The organism is Pseudarthrobacter leeuwenhoeki (assembly GCF_055412885.1).
In genome coordinates this window covers 176,848-192,566 of the sequence record NZ_JBVAYY010000003.1, presented here as the reverse complement: position 1 = coordinate 192,566, position 15,719 = coordinate 176,848, and the positions used below count along the sequence as shown (strand labels likewise).

General features: G+C 66.8%; 12 protein-coding genes and 2 tRNA genes. 10 read left to right on the top strand and 4 right to left on the bottom strand.

Annotation, left to right across the window (positions count from 1 at the left end; genetic code table 11):
• Nucleotides 1–186: 186 nt before the first annotated feature.
• A complete protein-coding gene (gene ilvD / locus ACZYX4_RS03940) occupies nt 187–1,908 on the bottom strand; it encodes a dihydroxy-acid dehydratase (RefSeq protein WP_463873842.1) in 1,722 nt (573 codons plus the stop codon).
• Between the two features lie 111 nt (nt 1,909–2,019).
• Entirely contained in the window at nt 2,020–2,976 is a 957-nt protein-coding gene (locus tag ACZYX4_RS03935) for a LysR family transcriptional regulator (RefSeq protein WP_463873839.1), read from the bottom strand.
• Nucleotides 2,977–3,080: 104 nt separating this feature from the next.
• On the opposite strand from ACZYX4_RS03935, the gene ACZYX4_RS03930 reads away from it, so the two are divergent.
• From ACZYX4_RS03930 to ACZYX4_RS03915, 4 genes are all read left to right on the top strand, one after another.
• Nucleotides 3,081–4,088: a sunset domain-containing protein gene (locus ACZYX4_RS03930; RefSeq protein ID WP_463873836.1), complete on the top strand. Its 1,008-nt coding sequence runs from the start codon at nt 3,081–3,083 to the stop codon at nt 4,086–4,088.
• A gap of 48 nt (nt 4,089–4,136) precedes the next feature.
• The gene (locus ACZYX4_RS03925) at nt 4,137–5,300 is read left to right on the top strand and encodes a PQQ-dependent sugar dehydrogenase (RefSeq protein WP_463873833.1); all 1,164 of its coding nucleotides are present in this window, start codon (nt 4,137–4,139) and stop codon (nt 5,298–5,300) included.
• A 116-nt stretch (nt 5,301–5,416) separates the two neighbouring features.
• Nucleotides 5,417–5,492: transfer RNA gene (locus ACZYX4_RS03920), tRNA-Lys, on the top strand.
• Between the two features lie 250 nt (nt 5,493–5,742).
• Nucleotides 5,743–6,039 (top strand): hypothetical protein, encoded by a 297-nt coding sequence (locus ACZYX4_RS03915; RefSeq protein ID WP_463873830.1) that lies wholly within the window; start codon nt 5,743–5,745, stop codon nt 6,037–6,039.
• A gap of 209 nt (nt 6,040–6,248) precedes the next feature.
• Here ACZYX4_RS03915 and ACZYX4_RS03910 read toward each other — a convergent pair whose 3' ends face one another.
• A complete protein-coding gene (locus ACZYX4_RS03910; RefSeq protein ID WP_463873827.1) occupies nt 6,249–6,389 on the bottom strand; it encodes a hypothetical protein in 141 nt (46 codons plus the stop codon).
• 107 nt (nt 6,390–6,496) lie between these two features.
• Nucleotides 6,497–6,970, bottom strand: a complete 474-nt coding sequence (locus tag ACZYX4_RS03905; RefSeq protein WP_463873957.1) for a MarR family winged helix-turn-helix transcriptional regulator — start codon at nt 6,968–6,970, stop codon at nt 6,497–6,499.
• 127 nt (nt 6,971–7,097) lie between these two features.
• On the opposite strand from ACZYX4_RS03905, the gene bcp reads away from it, so the two are divergent.
• The 6 genes from bcp to ACZYX4_RS03875 all read left to right on the top strand — a co-directional run bounded on the left by bcp (nt 7,098) and on the right by ACZYX4_RS03875 (nt 15,695).
• Nucleotides 7,098–7,571, top strand: coding sequence for a thioredoxin-dependent thiol peroxidase (gene bcp / locus ACZYX4_RS03900; protein WP_463873825.1), 474 nt, complete (start codon nt 7,098–7,100; stop codon nt 7,569–7,571).
• A gap of 147 nt (nt 7,572–7,718) precedes the next feature.
• Nucleotides 7,719–7,800: transfer RNA gene (locus ACZYX4_RS03895), tRNA-Leu, on the top strand.
• 309 nt (nt 7,801–8,109) lie between these two features.
• Nucleotides 8,110–8,784 carry a fasciclin domain-containing protein gene (locus tag ACZYX4_RS03890; RefSeq protein ID WP_463873823.1) on the top strand — a complete coding sequence of 225 codons (675 nt, stop codon included), beginning with the start codon at nt 8,110–8,112 and terminating at the stop codon, nt 8,782–8,784.
• A 348-nt stretch (nt 8,785–9,132) separates the two neighbouring features.
• Nucleotides 9,133–10,770 (top strand): ABC transporter substrate-binding protein, encoded by a 1,638-nt coding sequence (locus ACZYX4_RS03885; protein ID WP_463873956.1) that lies wholly within the window; start codon nt 9,133–9,135, stop codon nt 10,768–10,770.
• A gap of 79 nt (nt 10,771–10,849) precedes the next feature.
• On the top strand, nt 10,850–12,355 hold the full coding sequence (locus ACZYX4_RS03880) for a malate:quinone oxidoreductase (protein ID WP_463873821.1): 1,506 nt from the start codon (nt 10,850–10,852) through the stop codon (nt 12,353–12,355).
• Between the two features lie 70 nt (nt 12,356–12,425).
• Nucleotides 12,426–15,695 (top strand): efflux RND transporter permease subunit, encoded by a 3,270-nt coding sequence (locus tag ACZYX4_RS03875; RefSeq protein WP_463873819.1) that lies wholly within the window; start codon nt 12,426–12,428, stop codon nt 15,693–15,695.
• Nucleotides 15,696–15,719 lie beyond the last annotated feature (24 nt).

The following is a 15,719-nucleotide window of genomic DNA, read 5'->3' as shown; positions in this document are numbered from 1 at the left end:
ACGCGCTGGGTAAGGACGACGGAGACACCTGCAGTGGCGCCTGCGGTAACGAATGCGATCATGCATTCAGTTTTCCCTCTTAGTGAGACGCGTGTCAACGAGCCTGCACGCTGTCTCACTATCTGGACTTCATTGTCCACAATCTGGTCCGCAGGAGCGGCTAGGGCCGCCCCTGCGGGGTAGGAATCACCCGCAGTAGGCGCCGGTGGAGGCGCTGTGGACGAGCTTGGCGTACTTGGCGAGCACACCCTTGGTGAATTTGGCCGGGAGAGGCTCCCAGCCGACCTTGCGGGATTCGAGCTCCGCCGCGTCGACCAGGAGGTCGAAGCTGCGGCCGGCGATGTCCACGCGGATCCGGTCGCCGTCCTGGACGAAGGCGATGGGGCCGCCGTCGGCTGCTTCCGGGGCGACGTGGCCAATGCAAAGGCCCGTGGTTCCGCCGGAGAAGCGGCCGTCGGTCAGCAGCAGCACGTCCTTGCCCAGGCCCGCACCCTTGATGGCACCGGTGATGGCGAGCATCTCGCGCATGCCCGGTCCGCCTTTGGGGCCCTCGTAGCGGATGACGACGACGTCGCCGGCCTTGATCTGGCCCTTGTCGAGGGCATCCAGGGCACCCTGCTCGCGCTCGAAGACGCGGGCCGTGCCCTCGAAGACGTCGGCGTCGAAGCCGGCGCTCTTCACCACCGCACCCTCGGGAGCCATCGTGCCGTGCAGGATGGTGATGCCGCCGGTCTTGTGGATCGGGTTGTCCATGGCACGGAGGATCTTGCCGTCCAGGTCCGGGGGGTTGATTGCCGCAAGGTTCTCCGCGACGGTCTTGCCCGTGACGGTGAGGCAGTCACCGTGCAGCAGGCCGGCGTCGAGCAGCGCCCGCATAATGACCGGCACGCCGCCGATCTTGTCGACGTCGGTCATGACGTAGCGGCCGAACGGCTTCAGGTCCCCCAGGTGCGGGATTTTGTCGCCGATGCGGTTGAAGTCTTCCAGCGAGAGGTCCACTTCGGCCTCCCGGGCAATGGCGAGCAGGTGCAGCACGGCGTTGGTGGAGCCGCCGAAGGCCATGGTGACGGCGATCGCGTTTTCGAACGCCTTCTTGGTCATGATGTCGCGGGCGGTGATGCCCTTGCGCAGGAGGTTGACCACCGCTTCGCCGGACTTGTGCGCAAAAGCATCGCGGCGGCGGTCGGCCGAGGGCGGAGCGGCCGAGCCGGGCAGGGACATGCCCAGCGCTTCGCCGATGCAGGCCATGGTGTTGGCGGTGTACATGCCGCCGCAGGCGCCTTCGCCCGGGCAGATCGCCTTTTCGATGCGGGTGAGGTCTTCCATGCTCATCTTGCCGGCGGCGCAGGCGCCGACGGCCTCGAAGGCGTCGATGAGGGTGACTTCCTTTTCGGAGCCGTCCTCCAGCTTGACCCAGCCGGGCATGATGGAGCCGGCGTAGAGGAAGACGGCGGCGAGGTCCAGGCGGGCGGCCGCCATGAGCATGCCGGGCAGGGACTTGTCGCAGCCGGCCAGCAGCACGGAGCCATCGATGCGCTCGGCCTGCATGACGGTTTCCACGGAGTCGGCAATGACCTCGCGGGACACCAGGGAGAAGTGCATGCCCTCATGTCCCATGGAGATGCCGTCCGAGACGGAGATGGTGCCGAACTGCATCGGGAACCCGCCGCCGGCGTGCACGCCTTCCTTGGCGCCCTGGGCAAGCCGGTTCAGGGAGAGGTTGCAGGGGGTGATTTCATTCCAGGAGCTGGCCACACCAATCTGCGGCTTGGCGAAGTCGTCGTCACCCATGCCGACCGCCCGCAGCATCCCGCGCGCGGGCGCAGCGTGGATTCCATCGGTCACGATCCGGCTGCGGGGCTTGATGTCCGGTTTTGTGTCTGTAGCTGTTGGGGTGTCCTCACTCATGGCTCAAAGTCTAGGGCTCTGTTGAGTGGCCCAACGACCCGGAAGGGCGCATTAAGCGCAAAACCGGGAATGTTGCGACCAAATAGTGGACTACTGTCTCACATAATGGACTTATCGCGGCAATGCGGCTGAATGAAGGTGAGCGGCGTCACGCAGTTCCGGTGCTTCGGCGACGGACTGCGCTTCGGCTTTGAGCAGCGTAAGCACCTGCTGGATGGTCGTCCGGGCTGCCACGTCGGGGCGTGCAAGGGCGACTATGCTGCGGCTGGCCTGCACCCCGGCGAGCGGGCGCAGCACGAAACCGCGGCCCTGGTTTTTCAGGGCAGTGTAGCGCGGCAGCAGGCTGAGCCCGTGCCCGGCGCTGACCAGGGCCTCAAGAACCCGCAGGTCCGGGAACAACTGGGCGCGGACCGCCGGGGAATCGGCCTGCACTTCGATCTGGCGGAGCACCGTGTCGAACGGGAACCCCTCGGGGACTCCCATCCACGGGAAGCCAATGACGTCTTCCGCCCGCAGCGATGCCTTCCCCGCGAGCGCATGGCCCTCGGGGATGGCGACGTCAAGGGGCTCGTCGAGGAGCGGCACCACCGTCAGCCCCAGCCGGGCAAAGACGTCGGGCCCATCGACGCTGTGCGCCAGCACGATGTCATAGTCGGAGGTCAGGCCCGCAAATCCAGCCACGTTGGGGTCCTCGAAGTGCGCCTCGAAGCGGAGGCCATCGATGGATTTGACGCGGTGCAGGAGGCCGGGGAGAAACATCTCGGCGGCGCTCGGGAAGAACGCGGCCTTGACATGGGTCTGCCAGCCGCGCCGGTATGTGTCGATGGTGGCCTCTGCGCGGGCCATGGCGGTGGAAACCTCCGCAGCTGCTCCCGCCATCGCAAGTCCGGCCTCGGTGAGGCGCACGCCCCTGCCCGACTTCTCGACCAGGACAACCCCCAGCTCCTCCTGCAGGGTTTTGAGCTGCTGCGAGACGGCGGAGGGCGTCACGTTCATGGCCGCCGCCGTGGCGCCGACCGTGCCGCGGTCGGCGAGCTCGCGGAGAATACGCATTCTCTTGAAATCCATGAGGAGAGGCTACAGGTCGGTGACTTGGAAGCTGGACAGCCGCCTTCGGGCAGACGTACCGTCAAGCGACGGCAACCTTGCCTCATGGACAGAAAGGCTCTGCTATGGATTGGATCATCTGGCTCGTTGTCATCGTGGCGATTGTCGCCGTCGTCTGGTGGCTGCTTAACCGCAACAGCTCCCGCAGCAGCTCCGGCTCCGCCGGCACCGGGACCGCCGCCACCCACGATTCCACCCCTCCCCACCTGCACGACGTCGACCGCGATGCCACCCACCGCGGCGCCCTTTCCGGCGGCGGGCCAGCCCCTTCGGCGCCGGCAGCCGGCCCTGCCGGGATGCCCGCTGCTGCCGGTTTCAACCAGGCCGAGCCCGAAGTTGAGCCCGCACCCACCGCGACCGCGGCCGGAGCGTCAGCCAAACCGGCCGTTGAGGCGGCCCCGGCAGGGGCGGGTCCGGCCGTTGAGGCGGCCCCGGCAGGGGCGGGTCCGGAATGGGAAACCCAATGGTCCGAGACACCCCCGGCCGAGCCGCATGCCGCGCTCCATCAGAAACCGGGCGCCGGCAGCCATGACGACCACACGATGGCCGCCGCGCCCGGCGTGGCGGCGGCTACAAGCGCCCCTGTGCACCACCCTGAATATACCGAGCCCCATGCCCCCACCCTCCCCGGCGCCGAGTCCGCTGCGGCTGAGAGCGAAATCGACACCGAGGCTGCCCCCGACGCTAAGGCCGAAACTGGCCCGACTGCCGTGCCGGCAACGGCTCAGGCGCCGGCGGAGGCCAGCCCTGCCGGGGCCGAGACCCGGCAGACGGTTATGTCCTCGGCTGCGTCCGAAACGGCAGTAGGCCACACCGCCGAACCCACTGGCCAACCCACTGGCCAGCCCGCCGGCCACCTCGCCGTCGACCAGCCGTATGGCGAGGGATCGGCAGCACCGGCGCCGGACGGCAGCGGTCCCGACGGCTTCACGGTCAAGGGCGACGCTTCCTCGATGGTCTACCACGACGAGACCAGCCCCGCCTTCGAGGAAACCCGCGCCGAGGTCTGGTTCCTGTCCGCGGCGCACGCCGAGGCGGCGGGTTTCCGGGCACCGCGACGGACACGGCAGTAGCCCGGTGAAAGGGCTGCTGGGAACCCGGGAACGGAAGCCGGGGCACCGATGCTGAGGACGAGGGCGGGACGGTGGGCGGGCCTTCCGGTTGCCGCCGCAGTTCTGCTGAGCGGATGCACCACGGGCGACGCGGGCGGCAGCACCGCACCCGCCGCCACCGCTCCCGCTCCCACGGCCGGCGGCGGCACCGTGTCCGCAGCCCCGGACGGGTCCTCCCCCGCCGGGACCCCGCCCGGCGTCAACCAGCCGACCGTCGCCGAGAAGATCGACGCCGAGCTGAAGGTGCCGTGGTCCACGGTCTTCCTGCCCGACGGCACAGCCGTCATCTCCGAACGCGAGACCGCCCGGCTCCGGAGCATCGCACCCGGCTCAGGCAACAAGAAGGCCGGCACGATCGGGAAGGTGCCCGACGTCGACGCCGAACGCGAGGGCGGGCTGTTGGGGCTGGCGCTGTCCCCGGACTTCGCGAGGGACCGGTACCTCTACGCCTACTTCACCTCCGCGAGTGACAACCGGATCGTGCGGCTGCGCCTCGAGGAGCGTGCCGGAAAGCTGGAGCTGGGTCCGTCGGAGGTCATCTTCTCCGGAATCCCCAAGGCCGCCACGCACAACGGCGGGCGGATCCGGTTCGGACCGGACGGCCACCTGTATGTCGGCACCGGAGATTCGCAGCGCCGCGGGCAGCCCCAGGACGTAAACGCCCTCGGCGGCAAGATCCTGCGCATCACACCGGAGGGACGCCCTGCGCCGGGCAATCCTTTCCCGGACAACCCGGTCTACAGCCTGGGCCACCGCAACGTCCAGGGGCTCGCCTGGGACAACGCCGGCCGGCTGTGGGCGAGCGAATTCGGGCCCGACGTCGACGACGAGCTGAACCTGATCGTTCCCGGCGGCAACTACGGCTGGCCGGAGGTCACGGGCGCCCCGCGCCGCGCCGGCTTCCTCGACGCGAAGGTGGTGTGGCCATCAACGGCGGAGTCCTCCCCCAGCGGGCTGGAAATCGTCGGAGACACGGCCTACCTGGGCGCGCTTCGCGGCCAGAGGTTGTGGGCGGTTCCCCTGGCCGGCGAATTCGCCGGAGACCCCGTGAGCTATTTCACACGGATGTACGGGAGAATCAGGAACGTTTCGCTGGCCCCGGACGGCCGCCTGTGGGTGCTCAGCAACAACAAGAACCCTGATTTTGTGCTGGTTTTGCAGCTGCCGGAGTAGCTACGGGGCCGCCCGCCGGGCCGATTTCACACTCCGCCCAAAGTCGTGTAGAGTTTCATGTCGTTGCGGAGAACAACGCGGGAACAAAAAGACCGCGGAAAACGAAAACAACAGTTGCACCTCTAGCTCAACTGGCAGAGCAATTGACTCTTAATCAATGGGTTCCGGGTTCGAGTCCCGGGGGGTGCACCACCAAAGAAACCCCGTCTTCACCGGCTTAGCGGCTGGCGAAGGCGGGGTCTTTTTATGCCGCCAAATTCACGCATAACGCCCTTACCGACGGCGACTTCTTCACACGCCTGGCGAGCTCCCAAGGCCGGGCGTTGCCGCCGGCTCCTGGCTTGCCTTCCCTCGATGCCCATCGCAGGAGCTAAGGTCTGCCCGCACAAAGCACCTGTGGTCTTTCGCACGTGCGGATTCGAATCCTCCTAGACTGTCACCTATGGACACCGTCACTCCCGAATACGCCCGCCTCCGAAATGCCATCACCGAGCGCCTGAACGCCCACGACCTGGCCGGCGTCCTGGACCTCGGGGCGCCGGACACCGAGTACGACCCGGAGATGGAAGACTTCGCCGCGCTGATAACCGCCGGCGGGCCCATCAGCCCGGAGGTCATCGCTACGGTCTGGCATAAATGGTCCGGCGAACCCTCCGACGAACGCGACGCCCCGACCTCCGGAATGGAGGCCCTGGCCACTGACCTGCAGGCCATCCAGAACGGCTTCGTGCAGTACTAGCCCGGATTTTTTATGATGGCCGGGTTGGCCGCCAGGCCCCGGGGTGATTCTCGCCCGGGTTGATTTTGTTGTTTTGGGCGTGCTGGCGGGCATCAGCGTCACAGGCCAATGACTTTGGCGACGGGGACTACAGCCCCGGAGGCGACGGTGCAGGAGGAGGAGGAGGAGGCGGCGACGACTAGCACCCGCCTACGGACGGCCCCGACCGTTCAGGATTGACGCCGGACCGCAACGGCCAGCTGGAAATGGATGGGCAGCGTCAGTTGCACCGGCGACACCCCGACGGGCTCGTCAAGCAGCTCGTTGATCGAGGTCTGCCCTTCCAGCTGCACAGTCGGACGCGTATCCATCCCTTGAGCCTATGCGCAGGCCGCGCCCGGTCCGCTGAAGGACACGGGCCTGCCGGGCTCGGAGAAGAGGAGACCCGGGCAAGTCTTGCGTTGGCTGGATCCGTGCCCTAGTTGGCCTCGACCGGCAGGCCCGGTTCCCCGGCGGCGACAATCGTCTTGACGTCAGTCGAGGAAATCCTGGTTGCCAGTTCCCTGACAACAGCCTGGAGTTCCTGCCGCAAGAGATCGGGGTCGATGGAGGCGGCAGCAAGCACGGAGCGTTCCATGTCCGCGGCTTCGGCAACTGCCTCCCGGCCCCGGTCGGTCAGGGACACGACGTGGCTGCGGCGGTCCGAGGCGCTCCGCTGCCGGGAGATGTGGCCGTGTGCTTCGAGCCGGCTTAGGGTCTTTCCCATGGTCTGCGCCTGCACGCGCACCAATTGGGCAAGCTGTGCCTGGGTCATGGGTCCGTTGGCGGAGAGCACTTCCATGGCGATGACCCCGGCATGGGTCAGGCCAATGGCCCCCAATTTTTCGTTCCAGGAGTGTTCAACAAGGCGTGCTGCCGTGGACAATAGGCGCCCAGTGGGCCAGCGATCCATATCAGGCATACCCAAGAGTATAGCGAGCTACGATTCGGCGCTGCCACCAACACTCATTAAGCTTAGTATCCAGCCACCCGGGGACCCCCGGGGGTCCCCGGGGGTCCCCCCCGAGAAGGAGCACAACTTGCCTGAACGACTCATCCCCGGCGATACGGCGCCGGCATTCACGCTGCAGAACCCGGAAGGGCAGGACGTCTCCCTCGAAGACTTCCGCGGCCGCAGCACCGTCGTCTACTTCTACCCTGCTGCCTCCACCCCGGGGTGCACGACGCAGGCCTGCGATTTCCGGGATTCCCTGGCGTCGCTGCAGCAGGCCGGCTACGAGGTCGTAGGCATTTCCCCCGACCCCGTGGACAAGCTCGCCAAATTCGCGGCCGCGGAAGGACTCACCTTCCCCCTGCTGTCAGACCCCGACCACAGCGTCGCCGCGGCTTACGGGGCCTGGGGCGAGAAGAAGAACTACGGCAAGACCTATGAAGGACTGATCCGGTCCACGGTGGTCGTCGGCCCCGACGGGCACGTCGCCGTCGCGCAGTACAACGTCCGGGCCACCGGGCATGTCGCAAAGCTCCGCCGTGACCTCAAGGTGGACGCGTAGGCGCCTGACCCTGGCTGCCCCACCCGCCGCCGGCCGCTGCCCGGCGATGCACGGCGGGACCAGGCGCCGTGGCGTGTCGTGCGAAATGTACAATGGAGGCTGGCATCCGCCGCAACTGTCCCTGGACATGTTCGGCGATGGTGCCCCGCGCGAGTGGTGGAATTGGCAGACACGCAGGATTTAGGTTCCTGTGCCTTCGGGCGTGGGGGTTCAAGTCCCCCCTTGCGCACATCAAGGAGCCCCGGTCTTCGGACCGGGGCTCTTTTTGCGTAAATCTGCCTAATCCGCGTCTAGTTCACACCCGGCCCCCGGCCGGCCGGGCCGCTTTCCTGGTGGCGGAAGCCCCCAAATCCGGGCCGTTCAGTGCCGAATCATGCGCACAAAGAGAATTCGCCATTCTGCACCCATCCGTTTCCCCGGACCCCGCGAATACCCATTGAGACACCACCCAAGGGTCGGTGCCCAACAAGTCGGAACACGGCCAGAGCGGCAGCAATTCGCCGCTGGCAACGATCGGCACAACAAAGGAGAAATTGACATGCAGACCATCAAGCGCACGACTCTTTCCGTTGCAGGAATTGCCGCTGCAGCCATGCTCAGCCTCACCGCCTGCGGCGGAGCCACCACCACGGCACCTGCCTCGTCGGCTCCGGCCGCCACCCCGATGGCATCGTCCATGGCACCGTCGCCGTCCACCAGCTCGGCAGCTGCCATGGACCCGGCAGCCAACCTCGTCGGCGCCGGTTGTGCAGGCTACGCCGCCCAGGTCCCCAGTGGCGCCGGCTCCGTCTCCGGAATGGCCCTCGACCCGGTAGCGGTCGCGGCGTCCAACAACCCGATCCTCACCACCCTGACCGCAGCGGTGTCCGGCAAGCTCAACCCCAAAGTTGACCTGGTAGACACCCTGAACGGGAGCGAGTTCACGGTCTTCGCACCGACGGATGACGCCTTCGCCAAGATCGACGCCGCCACGATCGAAACGCTGAAGACGGACGATGCCCTGCTCAGCAAGATCCTGACCTACCACGTTGTTCCCGGCAAGATCAGCCCTGACAAGATCGTCGGCACGCACGCCACGGTCCAGGGTGGTTCCGTGACGGTCACCGGCACCAAGGACGCCCTCAAGGTCGACGCCGCCAACGTCGTCTGCGGTGGCGTTATGACCGCCAACGCCACTGTCTACATGGTCGACTCCGTCCTGATGCCCAAGTAGGCAGCACGAAACGCTCCTGCTGCGGTTCCAGCCTGACTCACTGGACCAACTAGGAGAATCGAAAGCCCGCACCGGTGGTGCGGGCCTTCGTTTTTTCCCCTCCGGCGAGCCGCCTGGACAACCCTGGGCAGGGCCTGGGCCCTGCCTGGCTCACAGCGGGCGTACGGGCCGGTCAACTACAATGGCCCTGTTCCGCAGCCGGCGGTCCATCCAGTCCCACGAGGTGATACCCGAGTGCCCAAAAGTACAGTGTCCAGCCGTACCGCGCGCCCCAGCAATGCCAGTGAAGCGCGGGCCAACGAAGCGCGGGCCCGTGCAGCGCGCCGCATCGCAGCCGGTTTCGGTGCTGTGCTCCTGCTGCTGCCGCTCGCCGCCTGCACCGGAACCCCGGGGCCAGGCCCCGGCTCCGCCAGCTCCACTGATGCCGCTGCCAGCACCACCGGCGCCGCCCCCGGCGCAGTGTTCACCTTTGGCACCGCCGTCCAGCCCCTCGGGCTGGACCCGGCCCTCGTTTCCGACACCGAGTCCTACCGGATCACCCGCCAGGTCCTGGAAGGACTCGTCGGCGTGGACCAGACCACCGGAGAACCCACGCCGCTGCTGGCCACCGAGTGGTCGTCGAGTGCGGATGGCCACGCCTACACCTTCAAGCTCCGGGATCAGGTGAGCTTCCAGGACGGAACCGCCTTCGACGCCGCGGCCGTCTGCAACAACTTCAACCGCTGGTTCAACTTCCCCGACACGCTGCGGCAACAGGCACCGGGCACGACGTTCAAGGGCGTCTTCAAGGCCCACGCCGATCAGGCGTCGCTCTCCATCTACAAGGGCTGCACCGCTCTGGCCCCGGACAATGTGAGGATCGAACTGACCCAGCCCTTCACCGGGTTCCTGCAGGCCCTCACGCTCCCCGCCTTCGCGATCTCCTCGCCCCAGGCCCTGGCGTCCCAAAACGCCGACCAGCTGAACCAGAGCCGCGAGGGCCAGCCCGTCTCCGCCTACGGGCTCCACCCGGTGGGAACCGGCCCGTACGTCTTCAGCTCCTGGGACCCGGACAGCATCACGCTCGCCAGCAACAAGGATTACTGGGGGGACAAGGGCCAGATCGGCACGATCAACTTCGTCACCTACGATCACACCCAGACCCGGATGCAGGCCCTGCTCGACGGCAAGATCGACGCCTACGACACCGTGACCGTTGGCAACTTCGACCAGCTCGTGAAGCGCGGAAAGCAGATCATCCAGCGTGATCCCTTCTCCGTCATGTACCTGGGCATGAACCAGGACGTGCCCATCCTGCAGAACCTCAAGGTCCGCCAGGCCATCGAAATGGCCGTCGACAAGGACACCCTGATCCGCAGGTTCTTCATCGACAACACCGCACAGGCGACACAGTTCGTCCCGCCCAAGCTCAGCGGCTTCAACAACAATGCCCCGGCCTTGGGCCACAACCCGGCAAAGGCCAAGGAACTGCTCGCCGAGGCCGGATACCAGGGCGAGGAGCTGAAGTTCTACTATCCGCTCAACGTCACCCGGCCCTACCTCCCGACGCCGGAGAAGGTCTATGCGGAAATCAGCAAGCAGCTGACCGCCGTCGGGCTGAACATCAAGCCGGTGCCGGTCGAGTGGTCCGAGGGCTACCTCCAGCAGGTCATCTCCCCCGGCGACCACGCCCTCCATCTGCTGGGCTGGAACGGCTCCTACTCCGACCCGGACAATTTCGTCGGGCCGCTCTTCGGCGAGAACACCGGCGAGTTCGGCTACCAGGACCCGCAGGTCTTTTCCAAGATCGCCCGGGCCCGCGGCCTGCCGGACGGCAAGGAGCGGACGGAACAATACCAGACCATCAACGCACAGATCGCCGCCACGGTCCCCGCTGTGCCGATTGCCTTCCCGATCTCGGCCCTGGCCCTGTCGGAGCGTGTGCTGAAGTACCCGGCGTCGCCCGTGCTGAATGAAGTTTTCACGAAGGTGGAGCTAAAGCCTTGACGGACGACACCAATTTCAGTAAGCGGCGGGTCCCGGGATATTCTGTGACAACCAGACCCGCTGCTATCGGAGACTGATTGTGACTTACATTTCCAAGACCCAACATGCCGACGTCGTCCTGATTGGCGGCGGCATCATGAGCGCCACACTTGGCGCTTTCCTGAAGCAGCTTGAGCCGAACTGGACGATTTCCCTGTTCGAGAAGCTGGATGAGCCGGGCCTGGAGAGCTCCGGCCCCTGGAACAATGCCGGCACCGGACACGCCGCGCTGTGTGAGCTGAATTACTCCCCCGCAGCCAAAGACGGCTCGGTTAGCCCCGCCAAGGCACTCGTCATCAACGAGCAGTACCAGCTGTCCCGCCAGTTCTGGTCCCACCTCGTGACGAACGGCATGATCGGCTCCCCCAAGGGCTTCATCAACACCGTTCCGCACATGAGCTTCGTGATCGGCGAGGACAACACCAAATTCCTCCGCACCCGCTACGAGGCGCTCAAGCCGAACCCGCTGTTCCGCTCGATGGAATACTCCGAGGACCACGCCCAGATCGCCAAGTGGGCCCCGCTGATCGTCAAAGGCCGCGACCCGAAGCAGCGGATCGCCGCCACCCGCGCCGCGGAAGGCACCGACGTCGACTTCGGCGCCCTCACCCAGGAGCTGACCACCTACCTCGGGAACAACGGCGTGGAGGTCAACTACGGCCACAACGTCGCCGGCATCAAACGCGCGGCCGACGGCGGCTGGGACCTCTCGCTCAAGCACCCCCAGTCCGGCGAGCACGGCTCCATCCACGCGAAGTTCGTCTTCGTGGGCGCCGGCGGCGGAGCCCTGCACCTGCTGCAGGCCTCCGGGATTCCGGAAAGCAAGGGCTACGGCGGTTTCCCGGTCTCCGGCCAGTTCTTCCGCTGCACCGACGAGACGCTCGCGGTCCAGCACAGCGCCAAGGTCTACGGCCAGGCCTCGGTGGGCGCCCCGCCTATGTCCGTTCCCCACCTGGACACCCGCTTCGTGAACGGCAAGCGGTCCCTGCTGTTCGGCCCGTACGCCGGCTTCTCCACGAACTTCCTGAAGAACGGCTCCTACCTGGACCTGCCGCTGTCCATCCGGCCCTCCAACATCATCCCGATGCTGGCCGTGGCCAAGGACAACATGGACCTGACCGCCTACCTGGTCAAGGAAGTCGCCAAGCGCCACGGCGCCAAGGTCGAGGCCCTGCGCGAGTACTACCCCGCCGCCCAGGATGGCGACTGGGAACTGATCGCCGCAGGCCAGCGTGTACAGATCATCAAGAAGGACCCGAAGAAGGGCGGGGTGTTGCAGTTCGGCACCGAAGTCATCGCCAGCCGCGACGGAACCATCGGCGCCCTGCTCGGCGCCTCCCCCGGTGCGTCCACGGCGGTGCCGATCATGATTGAACTGCTGCAGAAGTCCTTCCCGAAGCAGTTCAAGGGCTGGCAGCCCAGGTTCAAGGAGATGATGCCCGGTTATGGCGTCAAGCTCAACGAGAACCCGGACCTCGCCGTCCAGCTCGAAGCCGACACGGCCAAGGCACTGCAGTTGGAACCGGTCAGCGCCGAGCACAACTGACGCCCGCTCCGGGTTGCGGCCGGTATGATCCCTCGGAAGCACGTCCGTCCACCCATCAGGAGACCTTGAGATGTTCCGGCTCGCAAAGCTGTCACTGGCCAACCGGGCCCTGATCGCGCTGGTGACCGTCTTCGCGTCGGTCTTCGGCGTGATCACGATGTCCTCGCTCAAGCAGGAGCTCATCCCGTCCATCGAGTTCCCGCAGATCACGGTCCTCACGTCGATGCCGGGCGCCTCCCCCGAGGTCGTGGACAAGCAGATCAGCGGCCCGCTGGAGACGGCGCTCAAGGGCGTGGAAGGGCTGGAATCGACGTCGTCCACCTCGCGCAACGGCGTCTCCCAGATCAGCCTGGCGTTCACCTATGGTTCGAATTTGGACCGCGCCCGGAACCAGATTGACCGTGCCATCTCCAACGCCAAACGGTCGCTGCCGGACGACGTCCAGCCCCAGGCGATCGCCGGCAGCATCAGCGATTTCCCGATTGTGTTCCTCGCCGTCTCCTCGGACAAGCCGCTCAGCGAACTGAACGCCGATCTGGCCCGGCTCACGGTCCCGCGCCTGCAAAAGCTCGACGGCGTCCGCGGCGCCGAGGTGACCGGCGGCGCCACACAGCACATCAGGATCCTCCCCCGCCCCGAGGCTATGGCGGCCTCCGGCGCAAGCGTTCAGTCCATCAGCGAAGCACTGAAGAACAACGGGGCACTGGTTCCGGCCGGCACCATCGAGGAGCAGGGCAAGACGCTGTCGCTGCAGATCGGCAGCCCGGTCGATTCGATCGATGCCATCAAGGCGCTGCCGCTGGGCGGCGCGAAAAACTCTGCGACCATCGGCAGCGTGGCCGACGTCAGCATCACCGAGGACGCCCGCACCTCGATCACCCGGACCAACGGCCAGGAAACCCTGGCCCTCTCTGTCACCAAGAAGCCCGAAGGTGACACCGTGGGCATCTCCCACGCGGTCAAGGACTCCATCGCCGAGCTTGAGGCCGAGCTCGGCTCCAATGCCCGGTTCACACCGATCTTCGACCAGGCGCCGTTCATCGAGAAGTCCATCAAGGACCTCACCACAGAGGGCCTGCTGGGCCTTGGCTTCGCCGTCGGGGTGATCCTGGTGTTCCTGATGTCCGTCCGCGCCACCCTGGTCACGGCCGTGTCCATCCCGCTGTCCCTGCTGATCACGTTCATTGGGCTTTCCGCCACCGGCTACTCGCTGAACATCCTGACCCTGGGCGCGCTTACGATCGCGATCGGCCGCGTCGTGGACGACTCGATTGTGGTCATTGAGAACATCAACCGCCATCTGAGCTATGGCGAGGCGAAGATCACGGCGATCCAGACGTCCATCCGTGAAGTCGCCGGCGCCATCACCGCGTCCACCCTCACCACCGTGGCGGTCTTCCTGCCGATCGCCTTTGTGGCCGGCCTGGCCGGCGAACTGTTCCGGCCGTTCGCGCTGACCGTCACCATCGCCCTGCTGTCCTCGCTGCTTGTCTCCCTGACCATCGTTCCGGTGCTCGCGTACTGGTTCCTGCGGAGCCCCGCCGACAAGGCAGGCACAGGCCGGGAAGCCCCGGCCCAGCAGGCCTCTGCCCGGGAGATTGCCGCGAAAGCCCACGAGGCAGAGCAACGCACCGTCCTGCAGCGCGGTTACCTCCCGGTTCTGACCAAAACCCAGAAGCATCCGGTTGTGACCCTGCTCGCGGCACTGCTGGTCCTCGCCGGCACCGCGGCCATGACCCCGCTGCTGGCCACCGACCTGCTGGGCAGCTCCGGCGAAAACAGCATGACCGTCCGGCAGGCGCTCCCCGCCGGGACCAGCCTGGCCGAGGCCAGCGCCTCGGCCGTCAAGGTTGAGGAGGTGCTGCGGGAGATCGACGGCGTCAAGGACGTCCAGGTCACCACCGGGAACGCCCAGACCGGCTTCTCCGCACTCCTGTCGTCCGGGGCCTCGAACTCCAGCTTCACCGTGGTGACGGAGGAAAAAGCGAAGCAGGGCACACTCAAGGACACCGTCCGCAGCGAACTCGCCAGGATCCCTGATGCCGGCAAGATCACCGTGGGCTCGCAGCAGGGCGGCTTCGGCACGTCCTCGACCGTGGACATTACCCTCAAAGCCGCCACCACCGCCGATCTCCGGACCGCGAGCGATGACATGGTCAAAGCCATGGACGGTGTCCCCGGCTCCTCCGAGGTGGCCACCAACCTGGCCGCCAGCCAGCCGGTGGTGCAGGTCAAAGTGGACCGGGCCAAAGCCGTCGCCGCAGGCCTGAGCGAGGAACAGGTGGCCGGCGTCCTCGCCTCCACCATCAGCCCCATCCCGGCCGGAACGGTGCGCATCGACACGAACGACTACCCGGTCCGCATCGGCGAAGGCACCCGTTTCACCAGCATCGACGCCGTCCGGCAGACCCCGCTGCCGACGCCGGCCGGCCCTGTGCCGCTGGTGAGCATCGCCTCCGTGGAGCAGGCCGACGTCCCCGTCTCCATCACCGCCAGCAACGGCCAGCGGACCGCCCGCGTGTCCATCACGCCGTCGGGTGCCAACCTCGGCGCGCTGAGCACCGAAGTGCAGGCCCGGCTGGACACCGTCCAACTGCCGCCGGGAGTCACGGCAGAGATCGGTGGCGCCACGACCCAGCAGGCCGAATCCTTCGGCCAGCTCGGTCTTGCCCTGCTCGCCGCGATCGCGATTGTCTATGTGATCATGGTGGCCGCGTTCAAGTCGCTGATCCAGCCGCTGATCCTGCTCGTCTCGGTGCCGTTCGCGGCCACCGGTGCCATCGGGCTGCTTCTTATCACCGGCGTGCCGCTGGGCCTGCCCTCACTGATTGGCATGCTGATGCTGGTGGGCATCGTGGTGACGAACGCGATTGTGCTGATCGACCTCATCAACCAGTACCGCGAGCCCCGGAACGGCGAACCCGGGATGAACGTGGCGGACGCAATCACCCACGGCGCCCGCCAGCGACTCCGGCCGATCCTGATGACGGCGCTGGCCACCGTCTTCGCGCTGACGCCGATGGCCCTGGGCCTGACCGGCGGCGGGGGCTTCATCTCGCAACCGCTCGCCATCGTGGTGGTCGGCGGCCTGATCTCCTCCACCGCGCTCACCCTGGTCCTGGTGCCCGTGCTCTACCGCCTCGTGGAGGGCCGGCGTGAGCGGAAGGCCCTGGCCAAAGCCGGGCCCGGTGCCGGTTCCCTTCCGGATGACGGAGCGGGTGCAGGCGCCGGTTCCGCCGGGGCCCGGTCCCGTGGCCGCCGGGCTGCCCCCGGGGCCGTCCCCGATGACTTTCCGGACGACGTTTCCGACGACACACGGGTCCCTTCGGGCTCGCGTTAGGGGTCGCTGGTCCGCGTCATCCCG

Coding starts and splice junctions, on each gene's coding strand:
- ilvD (WP_463873842.1), bottom strand. CDS start 1,908: ATGAGTGAGGACACCCCAACAGCTACAGACACAAAACCGGACATCAAG.
- ACZYX4_RS03935 (WP_463873839.1), bottom strand. CDS start 2,976: ATGGATTTCAAGAGAATGCGTATTCTCCGCGAGCTCGCCGACCGCGGC.
- ACZYX4_RS03930 (WP_463873836.1), top strand. CDS start 3,081: ATGGATTGGATCATCTGGCTCGTTGTCATCGTGGCGATTGTCGCCGTC.
- ACZYX4_RS03925 (WP_463873833.1), top strand. CDS start 4,137: ATGCTGAGGACGAGGGCGGGACGGTGGGCGGGCCTTCCGGTTGCCGCC.
- ACZYX4_RS03915 (WP_463873830.1), top strand. CDS start 5,743: ATGGACACCGTCACTCCCGAATACGCCCGCCTCCGAAATGCCATCACC.
- ACZYX4_RS03910 (WP_463873827.1), bottom strand. CDS start 6,389: ATGGATACGCGTCCGACTGTGCAGCTGGAAGGGCAGACCTCGATCAAC.
- ACZYX4_RS03905 (WP_463873957.1), bottom strand. CDS start 6,970: ATGGATCGCTGGCCCACTGGGCGCCTATTGTCCACGGCAGCACGCCTT.
- ACZYX4_RS03890 (WP_463873823.1), top strand. CDS start 8,110: ATGCAGACCATCAAGCGCACGACTCTTTCCGTTGCAGGAATTGCCGCT.
- ACZYX4_RS03875 (WP_463873819.1), top strand. CDS start 12,426: ATGTTCCGGCTCGCAAAGCTGTCACTGGCCAACCGGGCCCTGATCGCG.